This window comes from Undibacterium sp. Ji22W (assembly GCF_049340305.1).
Taxonomy (GTDB): Bacteria; Pseudomonadota; Gammaproteobacteria; order Burkholderiales; family Burkholderiaceae_D; genus Undibacterium.
In genome coordinates, this window is sequence record NZ_JBMPOU010000001.1 from 282,024 (window position 1) to 307,932 (window position 25,909).

At 44.6% G+C, this 25,909-nt stretch carries 19 protein-coding genes, 1 tRNA gene and 4 pseudogenes; 15 read left to right on the top strand and 9 right to left on the bottom strand.

The annotated features are described in order from the left end of the window. Window positions 1–19 precede the first annotated feature (19 nt). From ACO0KW_RS01110 to ACO0KW_RS01155, 10 genes and pseudogenes are all read left to right on the top strand, one after another. Complete coding sequence (locus ACO0KW_RS01110) at window positions 20–1,024, top strand: hypothetical protein (RefSeq protein ID WP_423049814.1); 1,005 nt, start codon at window positions 20–22, stop codon at window positions 1,022–1,024. Window positions 1,025–1,097: 73 nt separating this feature from the next. Further along, window positions 1,098–1,385 (top strand): hypothetical protein, encoded by a 288-nt coding sequence (locus tag ACO0KW_RS01115; RefSeq protein WP_423049816.1) that lies wholly within the window; start codon window positions 1,098–1,100, stop codon window positions 1,383–1,385. A 637-nt stretch (window positions 1,386–2,022) separates the two neighbouring features. Then, window positions 2,023–2,679, top strand: coding sequence for an inovirus Gp2 family protein (locus tag ACO0KW_RS01120; protein ID WP_423049818.1), 657 nt, complete (start codon window positions 2,023–2,025; stop codon window positions 2,677–2,679). Between the two features lie 857 nt (window positions 2,680–3,536). After that, window positions 3,537–6,302, top strand: coding sequence for an FG-GAP-like repeat-containing protein (locus ACO0KW_RS01125; protein ID WP_423049820.1), 2,766 nt, complete (start codon window positions 3,537–3,539; stop codon window positions 6,300–6,302). A gap of 145 nt (window positions 6,303–6,447) precedes the next feature. Then, window positions 6,448–9,717, top strand: coding sequence for an RHS repeat domain-containing protein (locus tag ACO0KW_RS01130; RefSeq protein ID WP_423049822.1), 3,270 nt, complete (start codon window positions 6,448–6,450; stop codon window positions 9,715–9,717). A gap of 20 nt (window positions 9,718–9,737) precedes the next feature. Further along, a complete protein-coding gene (locus ACO0KW_RS01135; protein WP_423049824.1) occupies window positions 9,738–10,346 on the top strand; it encodes a hypothetical protein in 609 nt (202 codons plus the stop codon). A 412-nt stretch (window positions 10,347–10,758) separates the two neighbouring features. After that, window positions 10,759–11,139, top strand: a complete 381-nt coding sequence (pilO, locus tag ACO0KW_RS01140) for a type 4a pilus biogenesis protein PilO (protein WP_423049826.1) — start codon at window positions 10,759–10,761, stop codon at window positions 11,137–11,139. Continuing rightward, window positions 11,139–11,618 (top strand): hypothetical protein, encoded by a 480-nt coding sequence (locus ACO0KW_RS01145; RefSeq protein WP_423049828.1) that lies wholly within the window; start codon window positions 11,139–11,141, stop codon window positions 11,616–11,618. Before pilO ends, ACO0KW_RS01145 begins: the two co-directional genes overlap by 1 nt. Further along, window positions 11,599–11,911, top strand: a pseudogene (locus ACO0KW_RS01150) (GspE/PulE family protein); the annotation flags it as partial. The gene ACO0KW_RS01145 and the pseudogene ACO0KW_RS01150, both read left to right, overlap by 20 nt. A 107-nt stretch (window positions 11,912–12,018) precedes the next feature. Next, window positions 12,019–12,555, top strand: a pseudogene (locus ACO0KW_RS01155) (hydrolase or metal-binding protein); the annotation flags it as partial. Here the strand turns inward: ACO0KW_RS01155 and ACO0KW_RS01160 are convergent. From ACO0KW_RS01160 to mutL, 8 genes and pseudogenes are all read right to left on the bottom strand, one after another. After that, window positions 12,548–12,637: pseudogene (locus tag ACO0KW_RS01160) on the bottom strand (hydrolase or metal-binding protein); the annotation flags it as partial. The pseudogenes ACO0KW_RS01155 and ACO0KW_RS01160 overlap by 8 nt on opposite strands. 88 nt (window positions 12,638–12,725) lie before the next feature. After that, window positions 12,726–13,736 (bottom strand): YqaJ viral recombinase family protein, encoded by a 1,011-nt coding sequence (locus ACO0KW_RS01165; RefSeq protein ID WP_423049830.1) that lies wholly within the window; start codon window positions 13,734–13,736, stop codon window positions 12,726–12,728. Between the two features lie 141 nt (window positions 13,737–13,877). Continuing rightward, a pseudogene (locus ACO0KW_RS01170) lies at window positions 13,878–14,618 on the bottom strand (DUF932 domain-containing protein); the annotation flags it as partial. Beyond that, complete coding sequence (locus tag ACO0KW_RS01175) at window positions 14,576–15,391, bottom strand: dsDNA nuclease domain-containing protein (protein ID WP_423049832.1); 816 nt, start codon at window positions 15,389–15,391, stop codon at window positions 14,576–14,578. The gene ACO0KW_RS01175 and the pseudogene ACO0KW_RS01170, both read right to left, overlap by 43 nt. Window positions 15,392–15,760: 369 nt before the next feature. Continuing rightward, a complete protein-coding gene (locus ACO0KW_RS01180; RefSeq protein WP_423049834.1) occupies window positions 15,761–17,020 on the bottom strand; it encodes a tyrosine-type recombinase/integrase in 1,260 nt (419 codons plus the stop codon). 310 nt (window positions 17,021–17,330) lie between these two features. Further along, a tRNA-Met gene (locus ACO0KW_RS01185) sits at window positions 17,331–17,407 on the bottom strand. Window positions 17,408–17,514: 107 nt separating this feature from the next. Then, window positions 17,515–18,447: a tRNA (adenosine(37)-N6)-dimethylallyltransferase MiaA gene (miaA, locus tag ACO0KW_RS01190; protein ID WP_423049836.1), complete on the bottom strand. Its 933-nt coding sequence runs from the start codon at window positions 18,445–18,447 to the stop codon at window positions 17,515–17,517. Window positions 18,448–18,593: 146 nt separating this feature from the next. Then, on the bottom strand, window positions 18,594–20,498 hold the full coding sequence (gene mutL / locus ACO0KW_RS01195) for a DNA mismatch repair endonuclease MutL (protein WP_423049838.1): 1,905 nt from the start codon (window positions 20,496–20,498) through the stop codon (window positions 18,594–18,596). A gap of 193 nt (window positions 20,499–20,691) precedes the next feature. Here mutL and ACO0KW_RS01200 point away from each other — a divergent pair, with 193 nt between their 5' ends. From ACO0KW_RS01200 to ACO0KW_RS01220, 5 genes are all read left to right on the top strand, one after another. Beyond that, window positions 20,692–21,342, top strand: coding sequence for a VTT domain-containing protein (locus ACO0KW_RS01200; protein WP_423049840.1), 651 nt, complete (start codon window positions 20,692–20,694; stop codon window positions 21,340–21,342). Window positions 21,343–21,363: 21 nt separating this feature from the next. After that, window positions 21,364–21,711, top strand: coding sequence for a hypothetical protein (locus ACO0KW_RS01205; protein WP_423049842.1), 348 nt, complete (start codon window positions 21,364–21,366; stop codon window positions 21,709–21,711). A 168-nt stretch (window positions 21,712–21,879) separates the two neighbouring features. Then, a complete protein-coding gene (locus ACO0KW_RS01210) occupies window positions 21,880–22,959 on the top strand; it encodes a methionine ABC transporter ATP-binding protein (RefSeq protein ID WP_423049844.1) in 1,080 nt (359 codons plus the stop codon). 1 nt (window position 22,960) lies between these two features. Then, a complete protein-coding gene (locus tag ACO0KW_RS01215) occupies window positions 22,961–23,620 on the top strand; it encodes a methionine ABC transporter permease (RefSeq protein WP_423049846.1) in 660 nt (219 codons plus the stop codon). Window positions 23,621–23,642: 22 nt separating this feature from the next. Beyond that, the gene (locus ACO0KW_RS01220; RefSeq protein ID WP_423049848.1) at window positions 23,643–24,464 is read left to right on the top strand and encodes a MetQ/NlpA family ABC transporter substrate-binding protein; all 822 of its coding nucleotides are present in this window, start codon (window positions 23,643–23,645) and stop codon (window positions 24,462–24,464) included. A gap of 97 nt (window positions 24,465–24,561) precedes the next feature. Here the strand turns inward: ACO0KW_RS01220 and ACO0KW_RS01225 are convergent, their stop codons facing one another. Continuing rightward, a complete protein-coding gene (locus tag ACO0KW_RS01225) occupies window positions 24,562–25,893 on the bottom strand; it encodes an N-acetylmuramoyl-L-alanine amidase (protein ID WP_423051919.1) in 1,332 nt (443 codons plus the stop codon). Window positions 25,894–25,909 lie beyond the last annotated feature (16 nt).

The window sequence follows — 25,909 nt, forward strand, 5'->3', positions numbered from 1 at the left end:
CTCATTTTAGGAGCGTTAAATGCGTGATGAAGTTAAAGAAAAATTTGTTTTTAGTCGCCTTGCATTGTTTTTTTGCTTGGCGCTCGCATTACTTGCCACTGGGATTTCTTTGTCAATTTTGGTAATCGCAGGATGGCAATTAGGTGAATCAATGAAAGAGAAGATCTTGTTGGCAGCATTCGGAGCACTTGCAGTGGGTGGTGCACATCTGCTGTTGACTTTGTGTCGACCAGCTTCTCTCAAAATAAAATTGGCATCCATGGTGCTTTGGTTGTTCTGCATGGTTTATGTGATGATTAATCATGCAAATTTTCTTTTGTCGTCACATCAGCAAGCTGGGATGCATCGTATTGCGTTGTTCGACCAGCCGTCAGCGAGATTGGTGCGAGAACGTAACCTAATTGAAATTTTGTCTGATCAAGAAAAAATCAAAACGGAATTGGATGCTAAATCTCGAATCCGTTGTGAACGAGGTTGCGACTCGTTGAAAGTGAAGTTGAATACCCTGAAGGCGAAACTAGAAGTGCTTTATGCGGAGGCAGGTGAGTTCAAACGCTTGCGACTGCTTCAAGATCGTCAGAATGACCTTAAAGAAGCTTTGCGTGATGATCCCGTGACGATGCCACTTGCTACGTTGTCTGGCGTAACTGCCATACAGATTGGATTGATGAGGAGCTTTTTGTTTGCAGTCATTCTTGAGGGGGCGGCGTGCATATGTTGGTACATTTTTCTTCAGAGTCGTGACTCCTCAGTCACGTCGGCAGTCACATCAGTGGTCACACGAATAGTCACACCAACAGTCACAGCGGATTCTGATGTTACTAAAGTTCTCAATGTCGAAGTCACACAACCGATCACTCCGTTGGAATGTCAGGTCGAAATGTTGGTAAAGGATGTTAAGGCTGGGCGCGTTGATGCAACTGTTAGAGCATTGCAAAAATACTGCCGTTGCTCTCAGAAGCAAGCATCGGCTTTACGGAAACTAGTTTTAATCGAGCTAGAGAACAAAAGTCAACTGTGCTAGTTCATAAGTAATCTAGTCTGCGTACAAACCGAGCCACAAAACATAAATTTTAGAAACCATTAAAGGAAACCAAATGAAAAACTTGACGATTAAAAAGCTGAATGAGATTATAAAACATATCAATGATAACTGGACGCCAGAAGATGATGCTCGTATCCATCGTGATACGGTACGCTACAACCGATCATGCGCTCACATGGGTTTGCGTCATTCTCCGCAAACTAAAGCCGCAATTAGCGCCGCATTGAAGGGACGTGCGGTAAAACTTGTGGTATGCCCGCACTGTTCAAAACAAGGTGGCGTTGGTGCCATGCACCGCTGGCATTTCAACCAGTGCAAAGCAAATTTGAGCGCCCGATAGCTGACCACCCTCGCTATTTATGGTGCATTTTTTTGTCAGATTCAAGTAACGCTTACTCGTAATAATTTACCAGAGTAAGCGCTATTCAGTTTTTGCTGGAATTTGCTCACATCCAACCATCGTTTGATAGTCCTAGACTAAGTTTCTGTAGCTTTCAATTCTCGGTATAAGTAATATGTTTTATATAACTAATTAATGTTTTATGTAACACCTTATTTATACCTATACTTTAAAATAACAATTTGTGTTCTGTAAGCATTCAGTAACACAGGTGGTAGAGAAATTAGGTATCCCTAAGTCACTGAAAGTAACACCATTAGTTCGCGTGTGAGTTCAGTCATCCGTTACGTCACTCTAAGGTAGAGTTGATTGGATTGTTATCAGCATAGTAATGACATGCGACTGTAAATAATTCATGTACTGGCACACGTAAGTCAGGTTAATCCGAGCAGGCAATCTGACTTATTATCGTAGGTAACTGCAAACGCCTACTCGCTCTGCAACCTAGTCAGCAAGCCAGTCGCCATGCAATTCAGTGTTGCCTTTGATTGCTTGTATGCCCCTGCAATGAGATGCACTCCGGTAAAAAAATACTCAAAGTAATGCATGGTATGAACAACATTACGGGAGTACTACAATGATTCGTCATCAATTCAATTCAAACCTCACTCTGCATTCCGAAGATCAATACCTAGGCTTACCTGTACAGATTGACAAAGGACCCCTTATAGGGGAATACCTTGATCGACTTCACCAAACGATGTCTTGTGCATTAGGTCAATACAGTCGGGTATTTGCTTTCAGATTTGACCTTCGCTTTCCTTGCGATTTGAATGAATGCAACTTTAATTTTGATAATCAAGTGATTGAACGCTTTATCGAATCGTTTAAAGCGAAGATCAGACATAACCGTCAAATGGCGCAGCGTGACAATAAGTATGCTCATGATACCGTCGTGCGTTATGTTTGGACGCGAGAAGTCCCTCAACAAGATCGCCCTCATTTTCACGTTGCAATCCTCTTAAATTGCGATGCATTCTTCGTACTTGGTTCATTTGAAGATGGGCGAGATACGATGGTTAATAGGCTGCGAGAAGCTTGGGCGAGTGCACTGGGAAGAACCCGAGATGATGTTAAAGGACTCGTACATATCCCAGATAACGCTTGTTACCATTTACATCTTGATGATGGTTCAAGCGTTGCAGACTTCTTTTATCGCTCCAGCTATCTTTGTAAGTCCGCTACAAAGAAATATGGAAATGGATGTCATGGATTTGGTTCGAGTAGAATTTGACTATTGATAGGACGCTTCGCATGGTAGCCTGAATTAGAACTGTTTCAGCAAAGACTGAATTTTTGAAAAGTTAAATGGTTGTGTTTTAGTAACTTTGTTCTCGACAGAAATTTTTAATTATTTTCATTAAAGGGAGGGTGAAATTCTACCTATCATTTTTTTAAGGCCATCATTGCCTTACTGTTTTGTAAATCTCGTTCAATCGCCAAACATTTTTTCATGTTGTAGGCGATGCACATTATTCTCAATCGGTTCACATAACTCGGCGAAATAAAAGTCCCGCGTCAGTTGCTTCTCTAGTCGCGAGTTATAGAGAGCGTACTACAACTGCATTAACAGAGGCTTGAACATCATTAACTGCCGCAAGACTTTCTTGCCTCTGGTTTTGCTGTGAATACTATTTAATTGCGTCTCCAGAGTCCTTTTGTTGAGCTGAGCATGCACATGATTGACTTCGGTAAGCGCTTGCACTCCACGATTGAATCCTCACCCAGACTATGTTGCTTGATTTTTCCCCCCCCCAAAAAAAAAGCAATAGTCGATATTTCTTAGTGAATTGTGTCGATATCATCGTCGAATTTGCGGTGAATACTTTGTACTTCTATTGGTCGTGCAATGGTTTCTCAATAAACTCTAGCAAGAAAAGTCATCGCTGATGAGTTATCTCATTTTGAAAAAAATTTGATTATTGTTTAATTATAATTTATTATTTTGCCAATTTTAATTATTCCAAAGTAAATAAATTGGCATCAATAAATTGGCTCAGTTAATCCGCCAAAAATGATCTAGCAAGAGAATTTGACAGTTTGTCTTTGTAGTATTCAAGAAATTTACATCTTTCTTTCTAAGGAAAAGTAATGATTCGAACGCTCTCCCGATTCAAGTATTTGTCACTCATTGTTGCACTGGCTGCGCTTCCAATGACAGTGCATGCTCAACGAATAGTAGCACCTGGTGCAAACGCTACTGTCGCCCAAACGTCGATAACGTCTAGCGGTGCACTGCAAATTGTCGTGCCGATTCAAGTGTCTCCTGGCATAAATGGTTTGCAACCAAATTTGTCATTGGTTTATAACAGCGAGTCTGGTTATGGTGCACTCGGTGTAGGTTGGACTCTTTCTGGAATTTCAAAAATTACGCGATGCCCAAAGACTGAGGCGCAGGATGGCGCTCGTAGCGCAATTATGACAGTAAGTAATGATGCATATTGCCTGGATGGCGAGCGTCTGGTGCCAATTTCTGGTGTGAGCGGTGCGAATGGGACGCAGTATCGTACGGAGCGTGAGACATTTGCGAGTATTGTTTCAAATGGAGCGACATCAATGGGGACTGGCCCAACCAGCTTTGTTGTTACTACTAAGTCTGGGCAAGTTTGGACCTATGGCACTTACACTTATACAGGTTATTCAATTACGAAAGTGGCTGATCGATTCGGCAATGTGATGAATTTTTACTATTCCGCTGGTGGCGTGGATGATACGGAACTATCAATGGGGATGACTGCGCATGGTAGTAACTTTATCAGTAGTATTGTTTACGCAGGGAAAGTAATCGAATTTAAATGGTTATCGCCAGTCGCTTACAATCCCATCCCTCAATTCCAAGGGGGCAAAATAATAGAGCGACCAGTGACTACCTTGCAATCTATTTCCCTAAAAGATAGTCCTAGTTTCCCCATGTATCGCATCAAGTATGAAACGCTTGCTAGTAATTATGCACCGGCTCGTGTCACTAAAATTGAGCAATGTGCAGGTACGATTTTAAAATGTTTGCCGGCAGCAAACTTTGCATGGGATGCAAATGATTGGCGTAGTGTTACTGGTGCGAATACAGCATCCCTATTCGCAACTGCAAAAACCATGACAGGGTTTCCAGATCAAAACGGTAACTATAGTAACTACTTTGTTGATTTGAATGGTCATGGTAAAAAGTCCTGGATAAAAATTGGTAACACGCTCAATGATGCTTGGCTAGGGAAAGCAAATGCAGACGCCAGCTTCACTACTGCTGCCAATTGGACATCTGTTCCAGGTGTTGGTAATACAGGGTCTTACGAACACTATTTTGCGGACGTTAATGGTGATGGAAAAGCCGATTGGATCCGCGTTAGTCGTACTACCAATGAAGCTTGGGTAGCACTTGGCGCAGGCGATGGAGCGTTCAACTTTTGGACTAAGCATATGACGACGATCGGCTCAGCAGCAAGCACGGCGCATTACTTTGCCGATGTGAATGGTGATGGTCGTAGTGACTGGATACAAATTAATTTAAGCACCAAAAAAACACAAACTGGTTACGCTACTGGCGGCGGTGATTTTCAATTTGCCACGGCTCGCGTACCGGATTTTGATCCCGCCATATGGGACTTGCGATTTGCTGATATGAACGGCGATGGTCGTGCGGATGTTATGGCTATCAATAAGACTTTGCCGTATTTTGCGACTTATTATGCGACCGCGAATGGCACATACACCAATGTCGTAGCGACGAGTACGGTATATGATGCAGGGACGCGAATCGATATTGCAGATGCTAATGGTGATGGCTTGACAGATTTTGCGATCATGTATCCTGTGAATGCGCCATCAGGTAAAACCGGCCTTGACTATGTTCTAACAGGTGGGGAGACGAGTAGCGCAAAATTAGGTAATTTTGGTGCTTCATTAGGTTCTGATTATTTTGCAGATATTAGTGGTGATGGTTTAACTTCTAGAATTTCGCTCGGTGCTAATAGTACAGGTTTTGTGAATATCGGCATCTCGTCGACATACTGTATCGCTTGTACTTCACCGATTAATATTCAATTCACTTTGCCTTCAAATAGTCCTGCGAGCAACTTTAATCATTACTTTGTTGATTTGAATGGTGACGGAAAAGCAGATTGGATAATTGTCGACAAAAATAGCAATACAGCCTCTGTGGCGCCATCTCAGTTTACCTATTTTGGTCGCGTTCAAAGTGTTACTAACGGTTTAGGTGCAACCACACAGGTCACTTACAAGCCGTTTTCGGATGCAACTGTATACACCGCTGATGCCGATGCAGTTTACCCACAAACTGATAGTTTATTACCAGTGCGCTCTCAAGTGAAACCAAGATTATTGGTTGCGTCTGTGGCGCAATCCAACGGTGTCGATGCAGGTGTTACTACTAGTTATAACTACGGCGGTTTAAAAACCGATATGGCGAGATGGCAGCGCCTGGGCTTCCGCTGGGTGCAGTCCACCAATCAGCAAACTAGCATAGTCAATCGTACGGAGTTTTTACAAACTTTTCCCTATACAGGCTTGACGAGTGTTGGCACGAAGTCTTTGGCTGGTTCAGGAAACAATGGCATATTGGAGCAAACTACCAACACGTACACCTGTAATGATTTCGTGAATGCAACGAGCTGCGTCACTGCAACTAATCGTCGCTATTTCCCCTATGCGAAGCAGTCAGTTTCGTCGTCATGGGACTTAACGGGTGCGCCAATTTCCAGCTCTAACACGACCTATCAATACGATGTTAATGGTAATTTAACGCAATCCATAGTGACCGTCGGAAGCTACACCTCCACTACAGTTACTACTTACCGGAGTGACGGTCAACCATTGACGACCACGGTCACTAATTCACAATAAGTCACCAAAAGTCCGAATAATTCATCACTAAAGAGGCACCAGGCTTGAGTGCGCGCACGCTGCGCAGCGCTTGGTGCGCTACTAACCCAATTGAATAATGAATGGAAATTTTATGCGTCATTTACCTTTCCGAAATGAGCAGTCTATGAAGTCACAAAAGTTACGCTTAAATGTATTGGCACTAAGTATCGCTGCGATTTTTGTGAATCAAGCGCAGGCAGACACCAGAGTTAAAGCAATGAGCTTTACGTACGATGTAAAAGGTTTGCTAACTGAAGCAATTCGTGAGCCGAACGATCCCCAGCTCAACTTAAAGACCGCATATACTTATGATTGGCGTGGCAATCGCATAACGACTACGGTCTCATCCACTGCAACCGGCACAGCAGCAATTCCTAGCCGCGTCACCCAAACCGTGGCATACGATAGCAGTGGCATTAGTCCTATTTCCAGTACCAATGCCTTGGGACAAAAGGTTGCAGGATTAATGGACTTGGCGAACATGCCTGTCTACATCGATGATCTAAATGGTATACGTACCAATTACGAATACGATGAATTCCAGCGTAAGACGAAAGAGTATCGCGCAGGTGTTGTGACAAACTATACCTATGGCACCACGGTGTCTACTGACACAAGTGGTGCCAGCTGCCCTGCAGCGACCAAAGTGGTCATAACACAGCAGGCACCTTATAATGTCCGTCCTTGGGTTGTACAATGTTTAGACGGCGCACAAAGAGAAATACGTCGTCAAACCCAGGGCTCTGATCCAGCTGCAGTGATTACTCAGGATACTGAGTACGATAGCTTTAGTCGGGTAGCACGTACGAGTCGGCCTTATTACAAGGGGACAGCTTATCCTTCACCCACCATATATTGGACTACCAATACCTATGATGCATTAGGCCGTATTATCATCGTCACAGCTCCAGACGGCAGTCAGACCAAAACCAGCTATAACGGCCTAACGACCATTGTTACCAATGCACTCAATCAAACACAAACCATCGTCAAAAATGCCTTAGGCCAAGTCGTACAAGTGATTGATTTTCAGAGTAATCAAATCAATTTTACGTATGATGTCGATGGTAATTTATTGAGCTCAACTGACCCACAAGGCAACGTGTCCAGTGCAAGCTATGATGCCCTAGGCAGAAAAGTCGCCACGAATGACCCAGATATGGGCAACTGGACGTATTCCTATGATGCACTAGGCGAAGTCGTGCAGCAAACAGATGCCAAAGGAAACGTCACGACCAATAGTTATGACGTCATGGGGCGAATCGTAACGCGTAGTGAACCGGATATGGTGAGCACCTGGGAGTATGATAGCTGTACGAATGGTAAAGGCCGCATTTGTAAAGTCAGTGCCGATAACGGTTACGCACGTGAAACCACGTATGACAGTTCTGGCCGCGTTAGCACCATCGTCAATACCATCGATGCGCGATATATGACTAACTTTAATTATAATGGTTCGGGGCAAATCCTCTCGAAAAGCACTGGCGAAGTAGGTTTAACCTATAACTATTCCAACATAGGTTACTTGCAAAGTATCAGCAGTAGCAACAGTACTAGTAGTAGTCAAACCCCTATCTGGTTTGCCGATGCAATGGACGCAGAGGGTCGTATCACCAAACAACGATATAATCAAATCCGTTCAAATACCTCGTATGATCCTGCGACAGGACGCGTGTTGAGCATTAAGGCTGGCTTACCAATTTTGACCTCGACTTCGGGTACCCCGGTCTATACCGATGGAACAGAGGTACAAAACCTCAGCTACACCTATGATGCCCGCGGCAATGTCTTATCTCGCACCGATGTCAACCAAAATCTGACCGAATCTTTCTTATACGATTCCTTAAATCGCCTAACCAGTAACACGGTCAATGCCTCTGGCGCTGGTATTTATAATCAGACTTATGCCTATAACAGCATAGGTAATATCACCAACCGTTCTGATGTTGGTAGCTATACTTACGGGACAACTAATTCACGCCCGCATGGCGTCACGGAAATCGCCCTGGCGAGTGGTGGTAAGCGTCTCTATAACTACGATGCCAACGGTAATTTGGTACAGGAAGTCCAAGTAGATAACCTGGGCAATACGATTGCTGCACAAGGTCGTACAGAATCGTATACCAGCGCGAATATGCCCAGCAGTTTGTCCGTGCCGAATGCTACTCTGAACTTTAGTTATGGTACGGAACGTCAACGAACCAAACAGGTCTCGCCAAGCGGTACTACCATTTACGTGCATCCTGATAATGCGGGTGGTTTGGGCTACGAAAAAGAGACGCGCAGTGATGGTACTGTCGAGCACCGTTATTTTGTTACAGTAGGTAGTAATGTGATTGGTGTCATCAAAGCACAACTAGATATGAACGGTGATACAAACTACAATACCTTGTACTTCCATCGTGATCCGCTTGGCTCTGTCACTGCGGTATCGAATGGATCAAGCATCGTAGAAAATCTGGCTTACGAACCTTTCGGCAAACGTCGTACCGTGGCAGGCGCTTTGGATACCAATAATACGGTCAAGGGCAACAGCACAAATCGCGGCTATACCAATCATGAGCATCTAGATGCAGTAGGCTTGATTCACATGAATGGCCGTATTTATGATCCTGCAATAGGCCGCTTCATTTCGGCAGATCCAAATGTGCCTTATGCATCGAATATTCAGTCGTATAATCGATTGAGTTATACCCGTAATAACCCTATGATGATGATTGATCCTAGTGGGTTTGTTGATATGAGCACTAGTTGCCAAACGATTGAGGATGAGGACGGAAATAGATCAGAATATTGTTTTGGTGGTGGTGATCCGGGTGGTGATCTGGGTGGTGGTAGTGGCGGTGAGCTAGAGGCCATTCAACAAGTCGTGGTTAGGCCTAAGAAACCTGTTAATAATGACGAGGACTTCTATAGAATGTTTTTGCAGTTCATTGCGGACGCCGAGAAATACAGCGTATGGCCACAACCGAATCTTATTGGTGGTGATAGTTCAAATGATGAATGCAAAGGCAGAGCTCGAGTACTTAAAGGTAACAAAAAACACATCGGAAAAGCAGGTGGGCTTGGTACTCCAGGTGTAATTAATAGTACGTCCGCAGCACTTATTCCATCACAATGGGGTGGAAAGCGAGATCTGCGTGCCGCTTATAAAGACGTTTCCGGACGAAATGCAACAACGGGTGAATTGCTTTTTGATAATGCACGTGATGTTGCTGGAGGCAATTCCCCTGTATCCGGTTATAGCAATGCGAGAGATTGGTTTCTGGCTACTTATCCTGACTTGCTTTATATTGAATTACCTGGTGCTCAAAAAGATCAGGGATTCATGGATGTAGTTGTGACTACACCAGATTGGATGCCCTGCCCAAAAGGGACAACACCAACTAAATGACTTAATGGAGATTCACGATTATGAAATTCTATGCGTTCATATTTAAAGTACTTGTTATGGTTGCACTTGGATTTATAAATAATAGCTGTTTAGCTGAGTGGCCGAAAATTGCTTCTGTTACTGGTAAGGAGATATTCAAGGAGCCAGCTTTTGCAAAATTTTCAAAGACTATTTTGGATGAAGATGGTCGAGCACTCTATGAATTAACCTGTAAAAATGGCGATATGGATGATGATGAAGATTTCAATTACTCGGGCCTTTTTCATTGCCGGCTATCAATTGTTGGAGCATCAAAATCAGATAGTCATTCTCTTTTGTTTGAAGGAAGAACTGCAACATCTGATTGGGACGGAAGGGCAAGATTTCTACTGAACGATGTTTTGGGAGCCTGTGGGGCCTATAGTGATTGGGGGAGTGTTCGTACCTTCTTAGTTCGTGGCATGCGTATAATTCTAAAGATCCGTAATGTTGTCTTGATAAATGAATCTGGAGAGCCTAAAGCAAAATCGTTTTCGTTTTTTTATGAGTTAAAACCTGACAAACTGGCGAAATCAGAATTGGCAAAAATTTCACCGACAAAGGAGCCTCCTTGGTTTAATGGCGGGGCTATATGTTTACACTCGCATTAAAGATGTTACGCATATATTGAATAGCAAATACCGGGTTTTAACATTCCAACATTAATCTCAAATTTCCATTTGCGCAGAAAAGAGGTCAGCTACAACATTACACTTAGGTTTCCATTTGGAGAAAATTGATAAAAGGCACAAGCAAATGATATTGTGGTACTAGTCTTGAATTTGCTCACTGTGTCAACAAAGGCGTTTCAACAATCAAGCTCCTGCTTTGCTGGAGCTTGATTGTTTTTAAAATTGTTACTTGAATTTATTTTTACATGGGCTGCATAAGGTGAACTATTTGCCGCATAGAAAATCACGAATCTGGATTTATTGCATCCATTTTTTTCTGTTAGTCATTTTGGCGACAATTCTAGTGCTGGTACAAACCCAAAAAGCACGAATCGCAAACCTAGAATTGGTATTGACTAAAAACCCCCAACAGAATTCAACCAGCGCAGTAACACCTATTCCGCCGGAAGATCCAATCGCGACGATTTCTTTTCCTGAACAAACAGCCGTTTCTCCTCTTTTAGCACGCATCACCAATACGGCAATTAAGCAAGGCTTGAAGACTGATACAGCGGAGTATCTGGTCTCATCGGATAATAAATCCAGCGTGCAAAGCACTGAAGTTGCCCTGACACTCAAGGGCGATTACCCCAAACTCAGACAGTTTTTTTCAGATGCACTATCAGATACGCCTACATTAGCGATCAGTAAAATTTCGCTGAATAGAAATTCGATCAACGAAACAGAGCTGAATGCGCAGTTACGTTATCGCTTGTACTGGAGTGCAAAGTAATGCAAAGAGTGAAGCAGAAAATAAGACCGCTCGTTTTGATAGCTGCGTTAATTGCAACGCTGGCTGCAAGCGGTTGGACGTATCTGCAATCTACTGAAGTTGAAGCGGATTTATTGGTGAGCACAAAGGCACGAGCGGCGAAAAAACATCATGCCGAAGCGAATAAATCACCGCTTAGCAATAATGGCATCACTGATACAACTTCTTCGCTAGAACCACGTCATTTTGATCAGAACCTAGCTAGTAATCCCTTTGCTGCAAGCAATTGGCAGCCTGCACCACCGCCCGTTAACACAACACCTGCTTACATCCCTCCACCGGCCCCCACTGCCCCGAATTTTAATTATGTCTATATGGGTAAATTGGAACAGGCAACAGGCCTATGGTTAATCTACCTTTCTAAAGGTGAACAATTTTTTAGCGTCGCTAAAGGCGATATCTTCGATAACAACTATCGCTTTGAAGGTACCTGTGAATGAAAAAAAGGGACTTACCTTTGCTAAAGGTCTTCGATCGATTCTGCGACATGATCCCGATAAGATTTTGGTTGGCGAAATTCGCGACAGTGAAACAGCGCAAATTGCAATTCAATCCGCTTTAACAGGACATTTGGTTTTGACCAGTGTTCATGCAAATAATGTATTCGATGTACTCGGTCGTTTTTTACATATGGGAATCGATACCTATAGTTTTGTTTCTGCACTAAATGGCATTATGGCGCAAAGATTGATTCGTTTAGTATGTAGAGAATGTGCTGCGTCATATGTCCCAACATTAACTGAACTCGAAGAGAGTGGAATACCTGAATCGTCACCAGAATTAATAAATTTGGTAAAAGCTTGTGGCTGTGGTGTGTGCCGAGGTTCTGGCTATAAAGGGCGGGTACCTGTCAAAGAAGACTTTTTTACGATTACTTCTCAAGTACAAGGAAGAGATGGCTGGATTACGCACCCCGTCTATGAGGAATTGAAAAAAGCTTCGGGTACAGACAAATTGCGTTCAATTCCCGTTCGTCTATTATTTAACGAACCGGACTTAAATCTGCGCACCGAATACAGCATGTTTGATCGGCAAACTGGACGGCCTTTGTGTGTGGGCAATGGCGAAACCTGTCGCCGATATACGGAAGCCGGCGTACAAAGTCTACCCTGCCCATCACCAGATTTATGCGAACTGGCCAAGGGAGGTGCTTGCAAACCCTTTGGACGACTCAATGTACAAATTGGGGATGCGGATGAACTGGGGACTTTTATCTTTAGAACGACTGGCTTTAACTCAATTCGCAGTCTGGTAGCAAGGCTTTCTTACTACCAAGCTATTTCGAATAATTTATTGGCGTGCTTACCATTGGAGTTACGCTTGCGCGGAAAAAGCACGACCATGAGCCATCGTTCGGCAATTTACTATGTTGACTTAGGCGCTTACCATTTTTTTCTACGATGCTGCCAATCGATATGCGTCCTAAGATTGGCGGTGTGATCGCAAGTCCTTTAATCATGTTGTGCTCCAAGAAAAGAAAGCCACCCTCAAAAATGAAGACGGCCAATGTTTAACAGATGAATCCAATGAAGACTGATTTGCGGCATTCAATTGGATGTAATTAGAAACCGTCGGCTTCCATGCTTGATGAGTGGGTAGCGTTCAGCCAGATCAGGTTGATCGCAGAGCAGTGTTGTCATGTCGATTGCATGACTATCCTTAGCGCGTTTCCAACTCACTTTGCCAGTTTTAAATAGCGCTGTAGTGGCATTTTTCATGCGCTGCTGTATCTGTTGCTTGAGTAAGGATTCCAACTCAGTACGATTGGCAATGTCTGCACGTAGGTTGACCAGATCTGCGAAGGTAGCGGACATCTCCGTGTCATCGACCAAATTCAGCGTGTTGCCGCTGTCTTGTGGATACAAACAACGTAGTGCTAGCTCAGCTGATTCCGAGCCATCGACAGGCGGCGGTGTATCCGTTTCGACGTAGTGCCAAAATTGCCGTTCTAATTCAATTAGGCGCGCAATCAACGCATTGTCGCGTTCAATACGATAAATCCGTATCTCCTGCCCACAAATTAGAACGCAGACATCTGCCGCTGCCTTTCCTGTTACTGCTAGTTGGTGTTGAACTTGACAGACGATGTATTCAGGTACACCATCACGCCATAGTCGTGCACCAAACTCACCAGCGGTCTTGCACTCAAGAATTTGAACGTCATGTGCACCAGTCACTTCACGGTCAATGTTTGCCAGCATCCATGATTTATCAGCGTCAGGATGCTGCAATACTGAATTGATTTTACGAACGCGATTTCCTGTTCTTCGTGTGTAATGCGCGGCCACGATTGGTTCTAATAAACTACCCCAGTACATGGGACTTGTCTCATCATTTGGATCGACTTTGGGTAAATTGCCATCTCGACCAGTCTTAATTAGCCATAACTCCAATTGCGATTGATATGGGTTAAGTCCAACGGCAGTGCCTGCATCACTACTACCAATTCCACGCTTACGAACTTCGAGCCATTCATCGCGACTCAATTCTTTAGTTTTAACTAGTCGTAATGCAGGACGAGTTGATTTTGGTGCCTCTACTTTTTGAGCGATATGCATTTGCGTCACCTTTGAGGAAGAAATAAAAAGCCCGGTGAGCGCAAACTCGACCGGGCAGGTAAATGGCATTTTCAGTTTCTTGTGCCCATAATGCCGAAAGACACGAATTGTTATAGAACGACAGATAGACCGATGCAGTGTTTACGCAATCATCAATAAGGCTTGGTCTAAGGCTTTTTGCTTAAGCGATGCACCTTGACCAAACCATGCAGATTCCAAGCGATGATCAACTGTTCGTGCACGTTTTTCATGATCAACATATTCGGTCACTGAGTTGAGCAAACCAAATGCAGTATCTTTCGATGAAGCGAGTTCAGCACCTTTGCCTCGACCGTCATATAACTCCTGTACTTTTTTCATGGCACGTTCGTTTGACAGTCCGGTGGCAGTTGTACTTGGATCGGTAAATACACGTAAAAAGTAGTTCATGGCTTCATGGGATTTCACCTTGCGTTCAGTCAAAGTCTTCATGCGATACATGAAAGCGTCCCAAGAAGCGACGGAAATGCCGAGCTGACGCTTGACTGCTTGCGCATCAAAGCTGGTGTTGTGCGGCACCTTAACCGCGTTGCTGCTATTGGTGAGTGCCACAGCCAGTGTGTTGTTACAAACGACCCGAATGCTTGTAAATTGTGCAGTCGTCGCTAAACTGCCATCGCATGCCGTGGCTAGTAAAAGATATGCATTAACTACGTCATTACCTTTGAGTGTCGCGCTCTGATTTGTCTTAGCTAATGCCCACACTTTACGTCCTGCTTTGAGCACGCCAGCGGTCTCCAGTTCAAATCCCGAAACTTCAGTGAGATCGCGGTAGAACTCTAAAATTTCGCGTGGTTGAACTACTTGATATTTATTCGATACCACTGACAAGGCTGCTTTGGTACCGACGCAAACTTTTCAATATTCTTCTCATTAAAATCGTCGATCACTCCAGAAGATTTTTCTGAAACCAATTCGACTAGCTTCATCAAAATTTGACTCAATTCGACGAAGCTAAGCTCAATCTCACTATACTCATGTATTTTTTTTCGAACAGTACTGTCGAATTCAATGTTCTTAAGTTTTAAATGAGAAACATCTGTTTCGAAAAAAAGTTTTCTAATGAATTTTTCAATATCTTCTTCAGAAAGTGGTGCATCTAGTTTTTCGGTGTAGCATTCATTGAAATGCTTTAAAACAAGTTTGACGTACTCATCAGTGAAGGGATTACTTTGAAGGCCATCGCTAAATGCGCTGGCTTTTGTGTCTAAATTATTGTTTGTTTGAAATCTAACCTTTTCGCATGCTTCTCCGAAAATGGCTGTATGCAATAAAAGTTTCCCAACAAAACTATCTTTAATCTGTGCCGCCGAATGCTTGGATAGATCTTTAACTCTACCGTCAATTCCTAAGAGCTCTCCTATTGTCCAATTTTCGTTTTGTTTCGCTTTTGTCTTTACCTGTACAAACTCGTAGCTAACTCTTCCACCTTCGAAGGACGACCTAATGACGTAGTCATCGTGCAAATCACAATAAATTCGATCGACCTCTTTAGATTCCAGAATGGCTAATGAGGCAATCGCTGCTGCACGTACTTGTGCGCGAAATCGTGCAAATGCATCCCTTCCATCTTGTTCTCGTGGCGTTACTTGTCCTAAGGTTACAATAGTATTCATTTTGTCTGCTTACCAAGATTTTCGCACAGGTATAACTTGCAACTAAAGTACTGTCAAGGAAAAGTATTATAATGATTAGTTTTTTAATCGATCCATGGCAATACTTCGTGATACTGGGTTCGCTTTAAGGTGTGAATTCGTCGACTGTTGAAGACAATAAAAGTAAATAAAAGTGCTCAATCGGATTAAATGGAGTAGTCATAGATTTTATAGCTAATTGAGCCACGTCTAAAGTTGAATCCTGAACTGATATTAATCGCTTGTAAAAACGACATTAGCCCGAACAAGATATGTCGATCGATTCAGTCCTTAATATTGATATTTTTCCAGGCAAGGATTTTTGCGAGAGGAATAGTTGCAAAAATAAGTTCACTTGTATGTTCCAAATTTTCCTGATATGACATTTCCTACGGCTGCCCTGTCTAAATAATTCGCATACTCTTGCATCATCAATCTTCGTTCGTCTAAGAACATTGCTCGATCATACGCCTCGCCATACGTATCTCCTGACGCATGTGACAACTGGCGATCTACTACTTCGTGACGATAGCCTAGGCGTTCTTTGATAACACCCATGGCTAGAGATCGAAAACCATGTCCCGTCATTTTCCCGCTATACCCCATTCGTTTTAACGCAGCTAGAACTCCCCAATTTGTTGCTGGCTGTTCGTGATCACGTAAATTGGGAAAAAGGTACCTGTTATTACCTGTAATCGCATGGAGCTCACGTAAAAGATGCCAGCCCTGCTTTGGTAAGAAAACATGATGATCAACTTTTCTAGGGTTCAGCTTTTTCTTTCCCATTTTCATGCGCTGCCATGGAATCACCCATTCTTCGTTTTCCAAGTCTATCTCGGACCATTCCGTAGTAGTCAATTCGCTCGTTCGTACGAAGGTCATCATCATCAGGCGAAACATTACTTTTGTTGGGATATACATTCGACCTTCGATCTTATTGAAAGCTCTTAAGAACTCAGGTAGGTCATCTGCTGTGATTGCAGCATGGTGCCCTTTGGCTACTGGCTTTAGTGCTCCGCGTAGGCTCGGGATTGGATCGACTTCAGCTTTTCCACAAGCAATTGCATATCGGAATATTTGTCCACAAACTTGGCCTTGGCGTTTTGCCATATCAACCGCGCCGCGTTTTTCTATCTGACGTAATGCGTCGAGCATGATGGGGGCTTTGATTTCTGTGATCGGATATTTACCGATTAATGGAAAAATATCTTTTTCAAGGCGTTCCAATACATTCTTTGCCGTTCGTTCTTGCCAAGAGTCCAGCTTGTTTGTATGCCATTCCCGTGCGACAGCTTCAAAGGTATTGGCGTTTGCGATAGTTCTTGTTATTTTTTCGATTCGCTTTGCTTGTGAAGGATCTACACCAGAGCTAATTTTTTCTCTTGCTAGGGCGCGATGTTTTCTTGCCTCAGCCAAAGAGACATCGGGGTATTTGCCAAATGCTAATGTTTTCTCGACGCCATCGAAACGATATCCCATACGCCAATACTTTGCCCCATCTGGGTTTATAAGCAAATGTAGACCCCCGCCATCGGTTAGCTTGTATGGTTTTGTTTTTGGCTTTGCTGTCCTTGGCTGAATATCTGTGAGCGGCGTCGCAAGTTTTGGCATGATATTAACTTTTCATCGTGGGCAAAGATTTTTGGTGAATAGATGACTCTCAAATTCAACTAAGTTGCTTCTAATTGTGCGATTGAAGCCTTGTTTTGTTACAGTCAAAGGAGTGCAAAGCTAATTCTGGTAAGGGTTTTTGCCATTTTACGGGTACTTAATTTAGACTTTAAAAAATGAACCGTATAGATACCCGCAAACAAATTGGATTCCATTAGATTGAATAATAACGCATAAAACAAAAAACCCGCTGTAGCCTAAGCTAGTAGCGGGTTTCGTGTACGTCTTTGGATGACCTTAGACGAAATTCTGGTGGTGATAGGTGGATTTGAACCACCGACCCCAGCATTATGAGTGCTGTGCTCTAACCAACTGAGCTATATCACCAAGAAGCCCAAGATTATGCCAGTGGATGTGCAGTGCGTCAAGAAATAATCTGAATTGCTTATGTGGGGTCAGGAAAATTCCTTAACATCGCTTAAATTCTACTAAGTTTATCCGAATGAGGCGCGTGCATGGTGTACTACTTGCTCGTTAATATTGTCTTTGATGCAATCTATAACGATGCGTTCGGGGATAGAGCGACACCAGGTGAGCTGGCGTTTGGCGAGTTGGCGAGTGGCGATGATGCCGCGTTCACGCATTTCTTGGTAGTTGATGCTGCCGTCCAAATAATCCCATGCCTGGCGGTAGCCCACACAGCGTATTGATGGCAAATCAGCGTTGAGTTCGGGTCTGCGTTTGAGTTGGCGTACTTCTTCAATAAAGCCTTGTTCCAGCATAAGGTCGAAGCGTTTGGCGATGCGTTCGTGTAAAAAGCTGCGGTCGCTGGGTTCTAGTGAAATCGAAAGTAATTCAAAGGGGGCTGCGGCGCGTGTTTGTTGGGCGATTAGTGTGGACATCGCTTGCCCTGTGAGCTGGTAGATTTCCAACGCGCGTTGTATGCGTTGGCTGTCATTGGGCTGTAAGCGCGCTGCGGTGACCGGATCAACTTGCGCTAAGCGTGCATGCAGACCGGTTGCGCCGATTACCGCCATGTCGGCGTCTAGTTGAAGTCTGATTGCCGCATCGGCAGGCGGTAGATCATCAATGCCATTCATTAAGGCTTTGTAATACATCATGGTGCCGCCAACTAAAATCGGTAGCTTGCCACGTGCGCGTATCTCTTTCACTAAACGTGCGCTGTCGCTCAAAAATTGCGCGACGGAATAGGATGCGCTAGGATCGATAATGTCTATCAGGTGATGCGGTGCTGCGGCCAACTCTTCTGCATTTGGTTTCGCCGTGCCAATATTCATATCGCGATACACGAGGGCAGAATCGACAGAAATAATTTCGGCAGGCACTTCACGCGCAATCGCCAGCGCTGCTGCGGTTTTGCCGGAAGCAGTAGGACCCATGATGGCGATGATTTTTTGTTGTTGCATAGTTTTAGAAAAGATATTGGAGATCGAGTGATGTCAGAAAACGTCCCAGTCTGGATGCAGCGCGAGGGGCACGACGGAGCAATACGCTGGTATTGCGAGTAAGGGCAACCACGCGATGCGCCCGGATAAGGCGTTTGCTGGCATCACTATTGGCCACGCATAAACATTCTATCTAGGTCATTCAGCCCCAACTGCACCCAAGTTGGCCGGCCATGATTGCATTGATCGGCGCGTTCAGTTTGTTCCATCTGGCGCAGTAGAGCGTTCATCTCGACTATCGTCAAACTGCGGTTGGCACGCACGGCGGTGTGGCAGGCGAGTGTGCCGAGTAGTTCGTTACGCCTATCAATCAATACGCGGGAACCGCCAAATTCTCTGACCTCGCGCAAGACATCGCGAGCTAAAGATTGAGCGTCGGCGTTTTTCAATAAAGCGGGTACAGCACGTACAGCCAAAGTGGTTGGTGAAATCGCCGCAATATCAAAACCCAGTGATTTTAAGATGTCTTGATTTTCTTCGGCGGTCGCGACCTCGATACCATCGGCATGAAAGGTCATGGGGATGAGTAAAGCCTGTACTGGCATGGCGTTTTCATCCAGTGCATTTTTCAATTGCTCGTACAAAATGCGTTCGTGTGCTGCGTGCATATCGACTAAGACTAAGCCCTTGCTGTTTTGTGCCAACACATAAATGCCGTGCAATTGGGCGAGGGCGAAGCCCAGCGGATGATCGTCGTTCGGTAAATTGGATTCGGATGCGTGTGCGGCTTTGCCACCAAAAAATGCGCCATAAGTTTCTGCGGATTGTGCGATGCCCGCCCCCTGTGCACGTTGCTGCATAAAGCTGTAATCGTAGCCATTGCCATTGCCATTGCCATTGCCACCATAGCTGCCGTGACCGCTTTGATTCAGATTGCTGTCATTGATGGCAAAAGCAGGGGATGCAAATTGCGCAGAGAAACTGGTTTGCTCGCCGCCTACCCATGGCAGTCGTCCGTTATTACTCTGCGTCTCGCCCAAGCCTGCGGTCGCTGGTCCAGGCACTGTGCCAAACGCTGTCGCCGAAGTTTGCGCTAAGGCGCGATTGACGGCATGAAAGACAAATTGATGCACGGCGCGGCTATCGCGAAAACGTACTTCGATCTTGGAGGGATGCACATTCACATCGACTAAAGCGGGATCGAGATCTAAGGCAATTACATAAGATGGATAACGATCGCCATGCAGCACATCTTGATACGCAGCACGCACCGCATGGGTCAACAATTTGTCACGGACAAATCGTCCATTCACATAGAAATACTGTGCATCAGCGCGGCCTTTGGAAGCGGTCGGTAAACCGATGAAGCCATGCAGACGCAAGGGGCCGGCGCTTTCATCAATCGGTAAACGGGCACTGGCAAAATTGTCGCCTAAGATAGTGGCGCTGCGTTTGTCGATTGCACTGACGTTCCAATGATCGACGGTTTTACCGTTATGCGATAAAGAAAACGCAACATCTGGGCGTGCTAATGCAATGCGGCGCACGACTTCGGCGCAATGTCCAAATTCAGTTTGTTCTGATTTTAAAAACTTACGGCGTGCTGGGGTGTTGTAATACAAGTCTTGCACATCGACGGTGGTACCTTGTGCGCCAGAGGCAGGCGTAATTTTGCCACTTTCGATCTGCCACGCATGTGGCGCTTCGGCGGTACGGGTTGTGAGTGTCAGAATCGCCACCGACGATATGGAAGCCAAGGCTTCCCCCCGAAAACCTAATGTGGCAACGTTTTCGAGCTCTTCCAGCGAGCTAATCTTGGACGTTGCATGGCGTTGCACAGCGAGCGGCAATTGATCGGCTGGAATGCCGCGACCATTATCGATGATGGCAATGCGTTTCACGCCGCCTTCTTCCAGTCGCACTGTAATATTGCTCGCGCCAGCATCTAATGCATTTTCGAGTAATTCTTTTACTACGGCGGACGGTCGTTCAACCACTTCGCCTGCAGCGATTTGAGAAATTAAATGATCGGGTAGCGCCTGAATCGGGCGGAGAGAAAGAGATGTCGTCATGCTGTCATTATAACTGTGTTCGCTTGGTGTATGATGTCGCCGCAGGCGTGGCTTACTACTTGTCGATAAATTAGTCAGCGAAGTCTTTCGTATCCGTGTCGGTATGGATTGCAGTTTAAGTGCGATATTAGTTTCTGTATAAACCAGTGAAGATAAGGCACATCAGTGTTGCCTTCATAGAAAGTTGAGCGTTATGGAATTGATGCAGTTTTTGGAAATGGTATTACATGCCGATAAAATGGGTCAATTGATCGAACAATACGGAACTTTAATTTACGTCGTGTTATTTGCCATCATATTTTGTGAAACTGCCTTTGTTATTTTCCCTTTTTTGCCGGGTGACTCCTTACTCTTTATTGCCGGAACTTTCTGCGCTGCTGGTGCGATGAATCCTTGGTTTTTGATCGCCTTGCTCTTATTTGCATCGATTGCTGGCAATACAATTAATTATTGGATAGGCAGTACCATAGGCCATAAAGTGATGGCGAGTAATTCGCGCTGGATAGATAAAAGTGCCTTGGAAAAAACGCATGCTTTTTATGAAAAGCACGGTGGTAAGACCATCGTTCTGGCACGCTTTACACCGATCGTTCGCACTTTTGCCCCCTTTGTCGCGGGATTTTCTGAAATGACGCATAAAAACTTTCAGATTTATAACGTGCTAGGTGCAGTGCTGTGGATAGGTTCTTTGATCTTGGCAGGGTTTTATTTTGGACATATTCCTTTAATTAAAAATAATCTGTCTATCATTGTGATGGTCGGCGTGGGCGCTGCAATCGTGCCTATCATCCTCGGATTAGTGTGGAAATTTGGACGTCAATTCTTTAAAAAGAAAACTTCTTAACTCTATTTCTTTTGTTGGCTTATGCGAACTTCTGGCACTGAAAATCAAATTATTTGGTTACACCCAGAAGCGCCGCTAAAGCCAATAGCGGGTCAAGCCTGCAATGGTTGCGGAGTTTGTTGTTTGGCGGATCCTTGTCCCGTTGCACGAATTTTTCTGTGGCAGTGGCGCGGCGCTTGTCGTGCTTTAATATGGTCGTCAGTCGAAGGTCACTACCGTTGCGGCATGGTAGTGAGTCCTAGCGAACATCTGCTTTGGTTACCCCCATTCTTAGAACCACTGACTCGCAGCTTGGTAAAGCGCTGGATCGCGGCAGGCATTGCATGTGATTCCGATGCTGAGATTGTGTCAGACCAAGAATACCAGTGACCACTCTGCACATCGACCACATTCTTTGGTGAACTACAGACGCTATCGGAATAAGCATCTGCATTTAAAAGATTGGATAGTCAGCATCGACTTCGATAGAATGTCTTGATCATTATCAGTGATCTAACTTGATGAAGTTCATCATCACCTACCTACAAGGAAGTCGTTGTGATCGAAATTGTGCAGCTAGAAAAAGATTACCAAGTGCAGGGGCAGACAGTATCAGCGCTACGAAACGTCAATTTGCACGTTGCACAAGGTGAGATATTTGGCATTATTGGTCGCTCTGGTGCTGGCAAAAGTACCTTGTTGCGCGCACTAAATTTATTGGAAAGACCTAGCCGTGGTGTAGTGCGAATCGAAGGCGAGGATATCACGCAATTCAACGCTAACCAGTTACAAGCTTTGCGTCAACGTACCGGTATGGTGTTTCAGCATTTCAATCTGCTGAGTGCAAAAACGGTGGCGGAAAATGTCGCTTTTCCATTGAAATTGACTGGCCAATATACTGCTGCACAACGTACTGTACGGGTTGCAGAATTATTGGATTTGGTCGGTTTGAACGAGCATGCTGATAAATACCCGGCACAGCTTTCGGGTGGACAAAAACAGCGTGTGGGAATTGCCCGTGCTTTGGCGAATTATCCACACTTGCTTTTATGCGACGAAGCCACCTCCGCTTTAGATCCTGAAACCACACAGTCGATTTTGCGCTTACTGCTCGATATCAATCAAAAACTGGGATTGACGATCGTTTTGATTACCCATGAGATGCAAGTGATACGCAGTATTTGTGATCGAGTTGCGGTGATAGATCGTGGCGAAATCGTCGAAACGGGACATGTGGTTGAAGTGTTCTTACATCCGCGTCACGCGGTGACGCAAAGCTTAGTCGCAGAAAATCAAGCTTTGGATTTGAGTTTGTTACAAGAACTGGCACAAAGGGGGAAAACAGCTGCGCACAGTTATTTGCTGCGTTTGACCTATGTTGGCTCTGCCACACATGAGCCGATTCTGAGTCGGATCACCGCGCAGACTAAGGCCGATATCACCATTTTGCAAGGCGTGATTGCGAGAATCAAAAATACACCTTACGGACAGTTAATTGTCGAAGTTTCTGGCGAGGAAGCTGAGTTGGACGGCGTGCTTAAATTATTCGGACAGGCGGATATTCGGGTGGATGTGCTGAATGATTTGCTAAATCAAACTAATCAAATTAATCAAACTAATCAAGCGCGGGAGAATTGAGATGGATTTTTCAGTGATTGATTGGGAAGATATTCTGCAGGCAAGTTTCGACACATTGACGATGACGGGTGTCTCATTGCTGTTGACCATCTTGTTGGGTTTGCCGTTGGGGGTTTTACTATTTTTGACCAGTAAAAAGCAATTGTTAGAGCAACGTGGTATCTACGCGTTGCTATCATTTCTGGTCAATTTGCTGCGTTCTGTACCCTTCATTATTTTATTGATTGTCTTAATTCCATTGACTTTATTCTTAGTCGGAACCTCGTTAGGTGTCGCAGGAACAATTCCACCTTTGGTGATAGGCACGACGCCGTTTTTTGCCCGCTTGGTAGAAAATGTTTTACGCGATGTGGACAAAGGGATTATTGAAGCTTGTCAGGCGATGGGCGCGAAAACGCATCAAATTATTTTGCAGGCTTTATTACCTGAGGCTTTGCCAGGATTACTGGCGGCCGCAACCGTGACCACGATAGCATTGGTATCGTATTCTGCAATGTCGGGTGTGATTGGTGGTGGTGGTTTGGGAGATCTCGCACTACGGTTCGGCTATCAACGTTTTCAAACTGAAGTCATGATCGTGACGGTCGCGATTTTGGTGATCTTGGTACAATTAATTCAATGGTTGGGCGATGTCTTAGTCGCTCGTTTTACTCGCAAATAATTTCAGAAAAACGTCTACCTCTATGTTTTCTCCTATTCAAAAGAAAATTCAAAAAAAATTTCGTCATTCTTTGTCTGCACTGGCGTTCATTGGTTTGTCTCTGGCTGGCAGCGCGCAGGCGCAAGATACGCTGACGATTGCGGCCAATCCCGTACCACATGCAGAAATCTTGGAATTTGTGAAACCACAATTAGCTAAGCAAGGCGTGATCTTGAAGATCAAAGTATTTACGGATTACATACAGCCGGCGGTGCAAGTGAATGAGAAACATTTGGATGGTAATTATTATTTGACGCAGCCTTACCTCAATGAATTCAAAAAGAGTCACAAGAACGATTTACAAGTGCCGCTGGTGAAAGTGCATGTAGAACCATTTGCTGGTTATTCAACCAAGTACAAAAAACTCAGTGATTTGCCAAATGGCGCGACGATTGCGATTCCCAACGATCCAGCCAATTCGGGGCGCGCTTTGATCTTGCTAGCGAAGCAGGGTATATTGAAATTAAAAGATATCAACAATATTTCTGCGACCAAAAAAGACATCATCGATAATCCCAAAAACTTGAAGTTTAAAGAGTTAGAAGCGGCGACTTTGCCACGTATTTTGGGGCAAGTTGATTTGGCTTTGATTAATACGAATTACGCGATTGAAGCGAAGCTCAATCCTTTAAAAGATTCTCTGTTTATTGAAGATGCAAATTCACCCTATGCCAATTTGCTGGTGGCGCGTGAAGATAATAAAAATAGCCCAGCATTTAAAAAACTGGCGGCAGCCTTAAATTCGCCCGAGGTGAAGAAATTTATACAGGAACGTTATAAAGGTGCGGTAGTGCCAGCGTTTTAGTTGGCGGTTTGTCGTGCTGCGATCAAGCTTCTCTTTGAGTTTTGTAGCTGCGGATCGGGATGCGGGGAAACCTACAAGTTCAGCCAAATAAGCGAACTTAGGCAATTTTCCCGCGATTCAAAGGCGGGTTTTTCGCAAAGTATTTTTTAATTCCTTTGACGATCGCATCGGCTAATTCTGCTTGATAGGCCTCATCCGTGAGACGCGCTTCTTCTTCAGGATTTGAGATAAAAGCAGATTCGATCAAAATACTCGGTATATCCGGTGCTTTCAAGACGGCGAAGCCAGCTTGTTCAACGGCCGCTTTGTGCAAGCGATTCACGTACGAAATTTCTTTTAAGACGACTTTGCCCAGCTTCATACTGTCATTGATTTGCGCCGTCGTTGATAAATCGAGCAAGACGCCTGCGAGTTGTTTGTCTTGATTTTTGATATTGATACCACCGATTAAGTCGGCATCATTTTCTTTCTTCGCGAGCCAACGCGCAGCGGTTGAGCTCGCGCCTTTTTCGGAAAGGACAAAGACGGAGGAGCCGCGTGCAGTGGTCTCCACAAAGGCATCCGCATGGATAGAGACGAATAAGTCAGCTTGTACGCCGCGTGCCTTGGTCACTCTGGTTTGTAAAGGCACGAAGTAATCACCATCGCGGGTCAGCATTACCCGTATATTGTCTTCTTGTTCTAACTGATGTTTGAGGCGTTTGGCGATCGCCAGTACGACATCTTTTTCGCGACTACCGCCGCGCCCGATAGCACCCGGATCTTCACCGCCGTGACCAGGATCCAAGGCAATCGTAATCATGCGTATTTGTGAGTTGCCAGGGCGCTTGTCGTCTGCAATGACTTTGTCTGTGTTATTCGTGGTCTTGTCGCTACTTTTGTTTTCAACTTTGGTGTTGGTATTGTCGTTCTTACTACCACCGGTCATTGCGGCATTCAACGCATCATCCTTGTGCCACTCGCCTTTTTCTATCAACGCTGTGATAGGGTCAACCGGATTGGCGGGATAAAGATCGAACACCAAGCGATGTTGATAATTGCCGATGGGCTTCAACGTAAATACTTGAGGATTAATTTCTTCTTTCAAATCAAATACCATGCGCACGACATTCGGGCGGTTTTGGCCTACCCGTACTTGCTTGATATAGGGATCATTCGTTTGAATCTTAGCGACCAATTCCTTTAGTGTGGAATTGAGCGTTAAGCCTTCGATTTCCACGACCATGCGATTCGGATCTTTGACTAAGAAATGCGTCGCTTTGAGTTCAGCGTCATTTTCTAAAGTCACACGCGTATAGTCCGCCGCAGGCCATACGCGCACCGCCAGAATTTGCATTGCATTTGCTGCTTTGGGAACCAGCACCGACAATAGCAATGTCGCTCCTGCTTTCAGGAAGGTGCGGCGGTGAGCTGGTAGATTTTTGAGCATAATCGTGATGGAATAC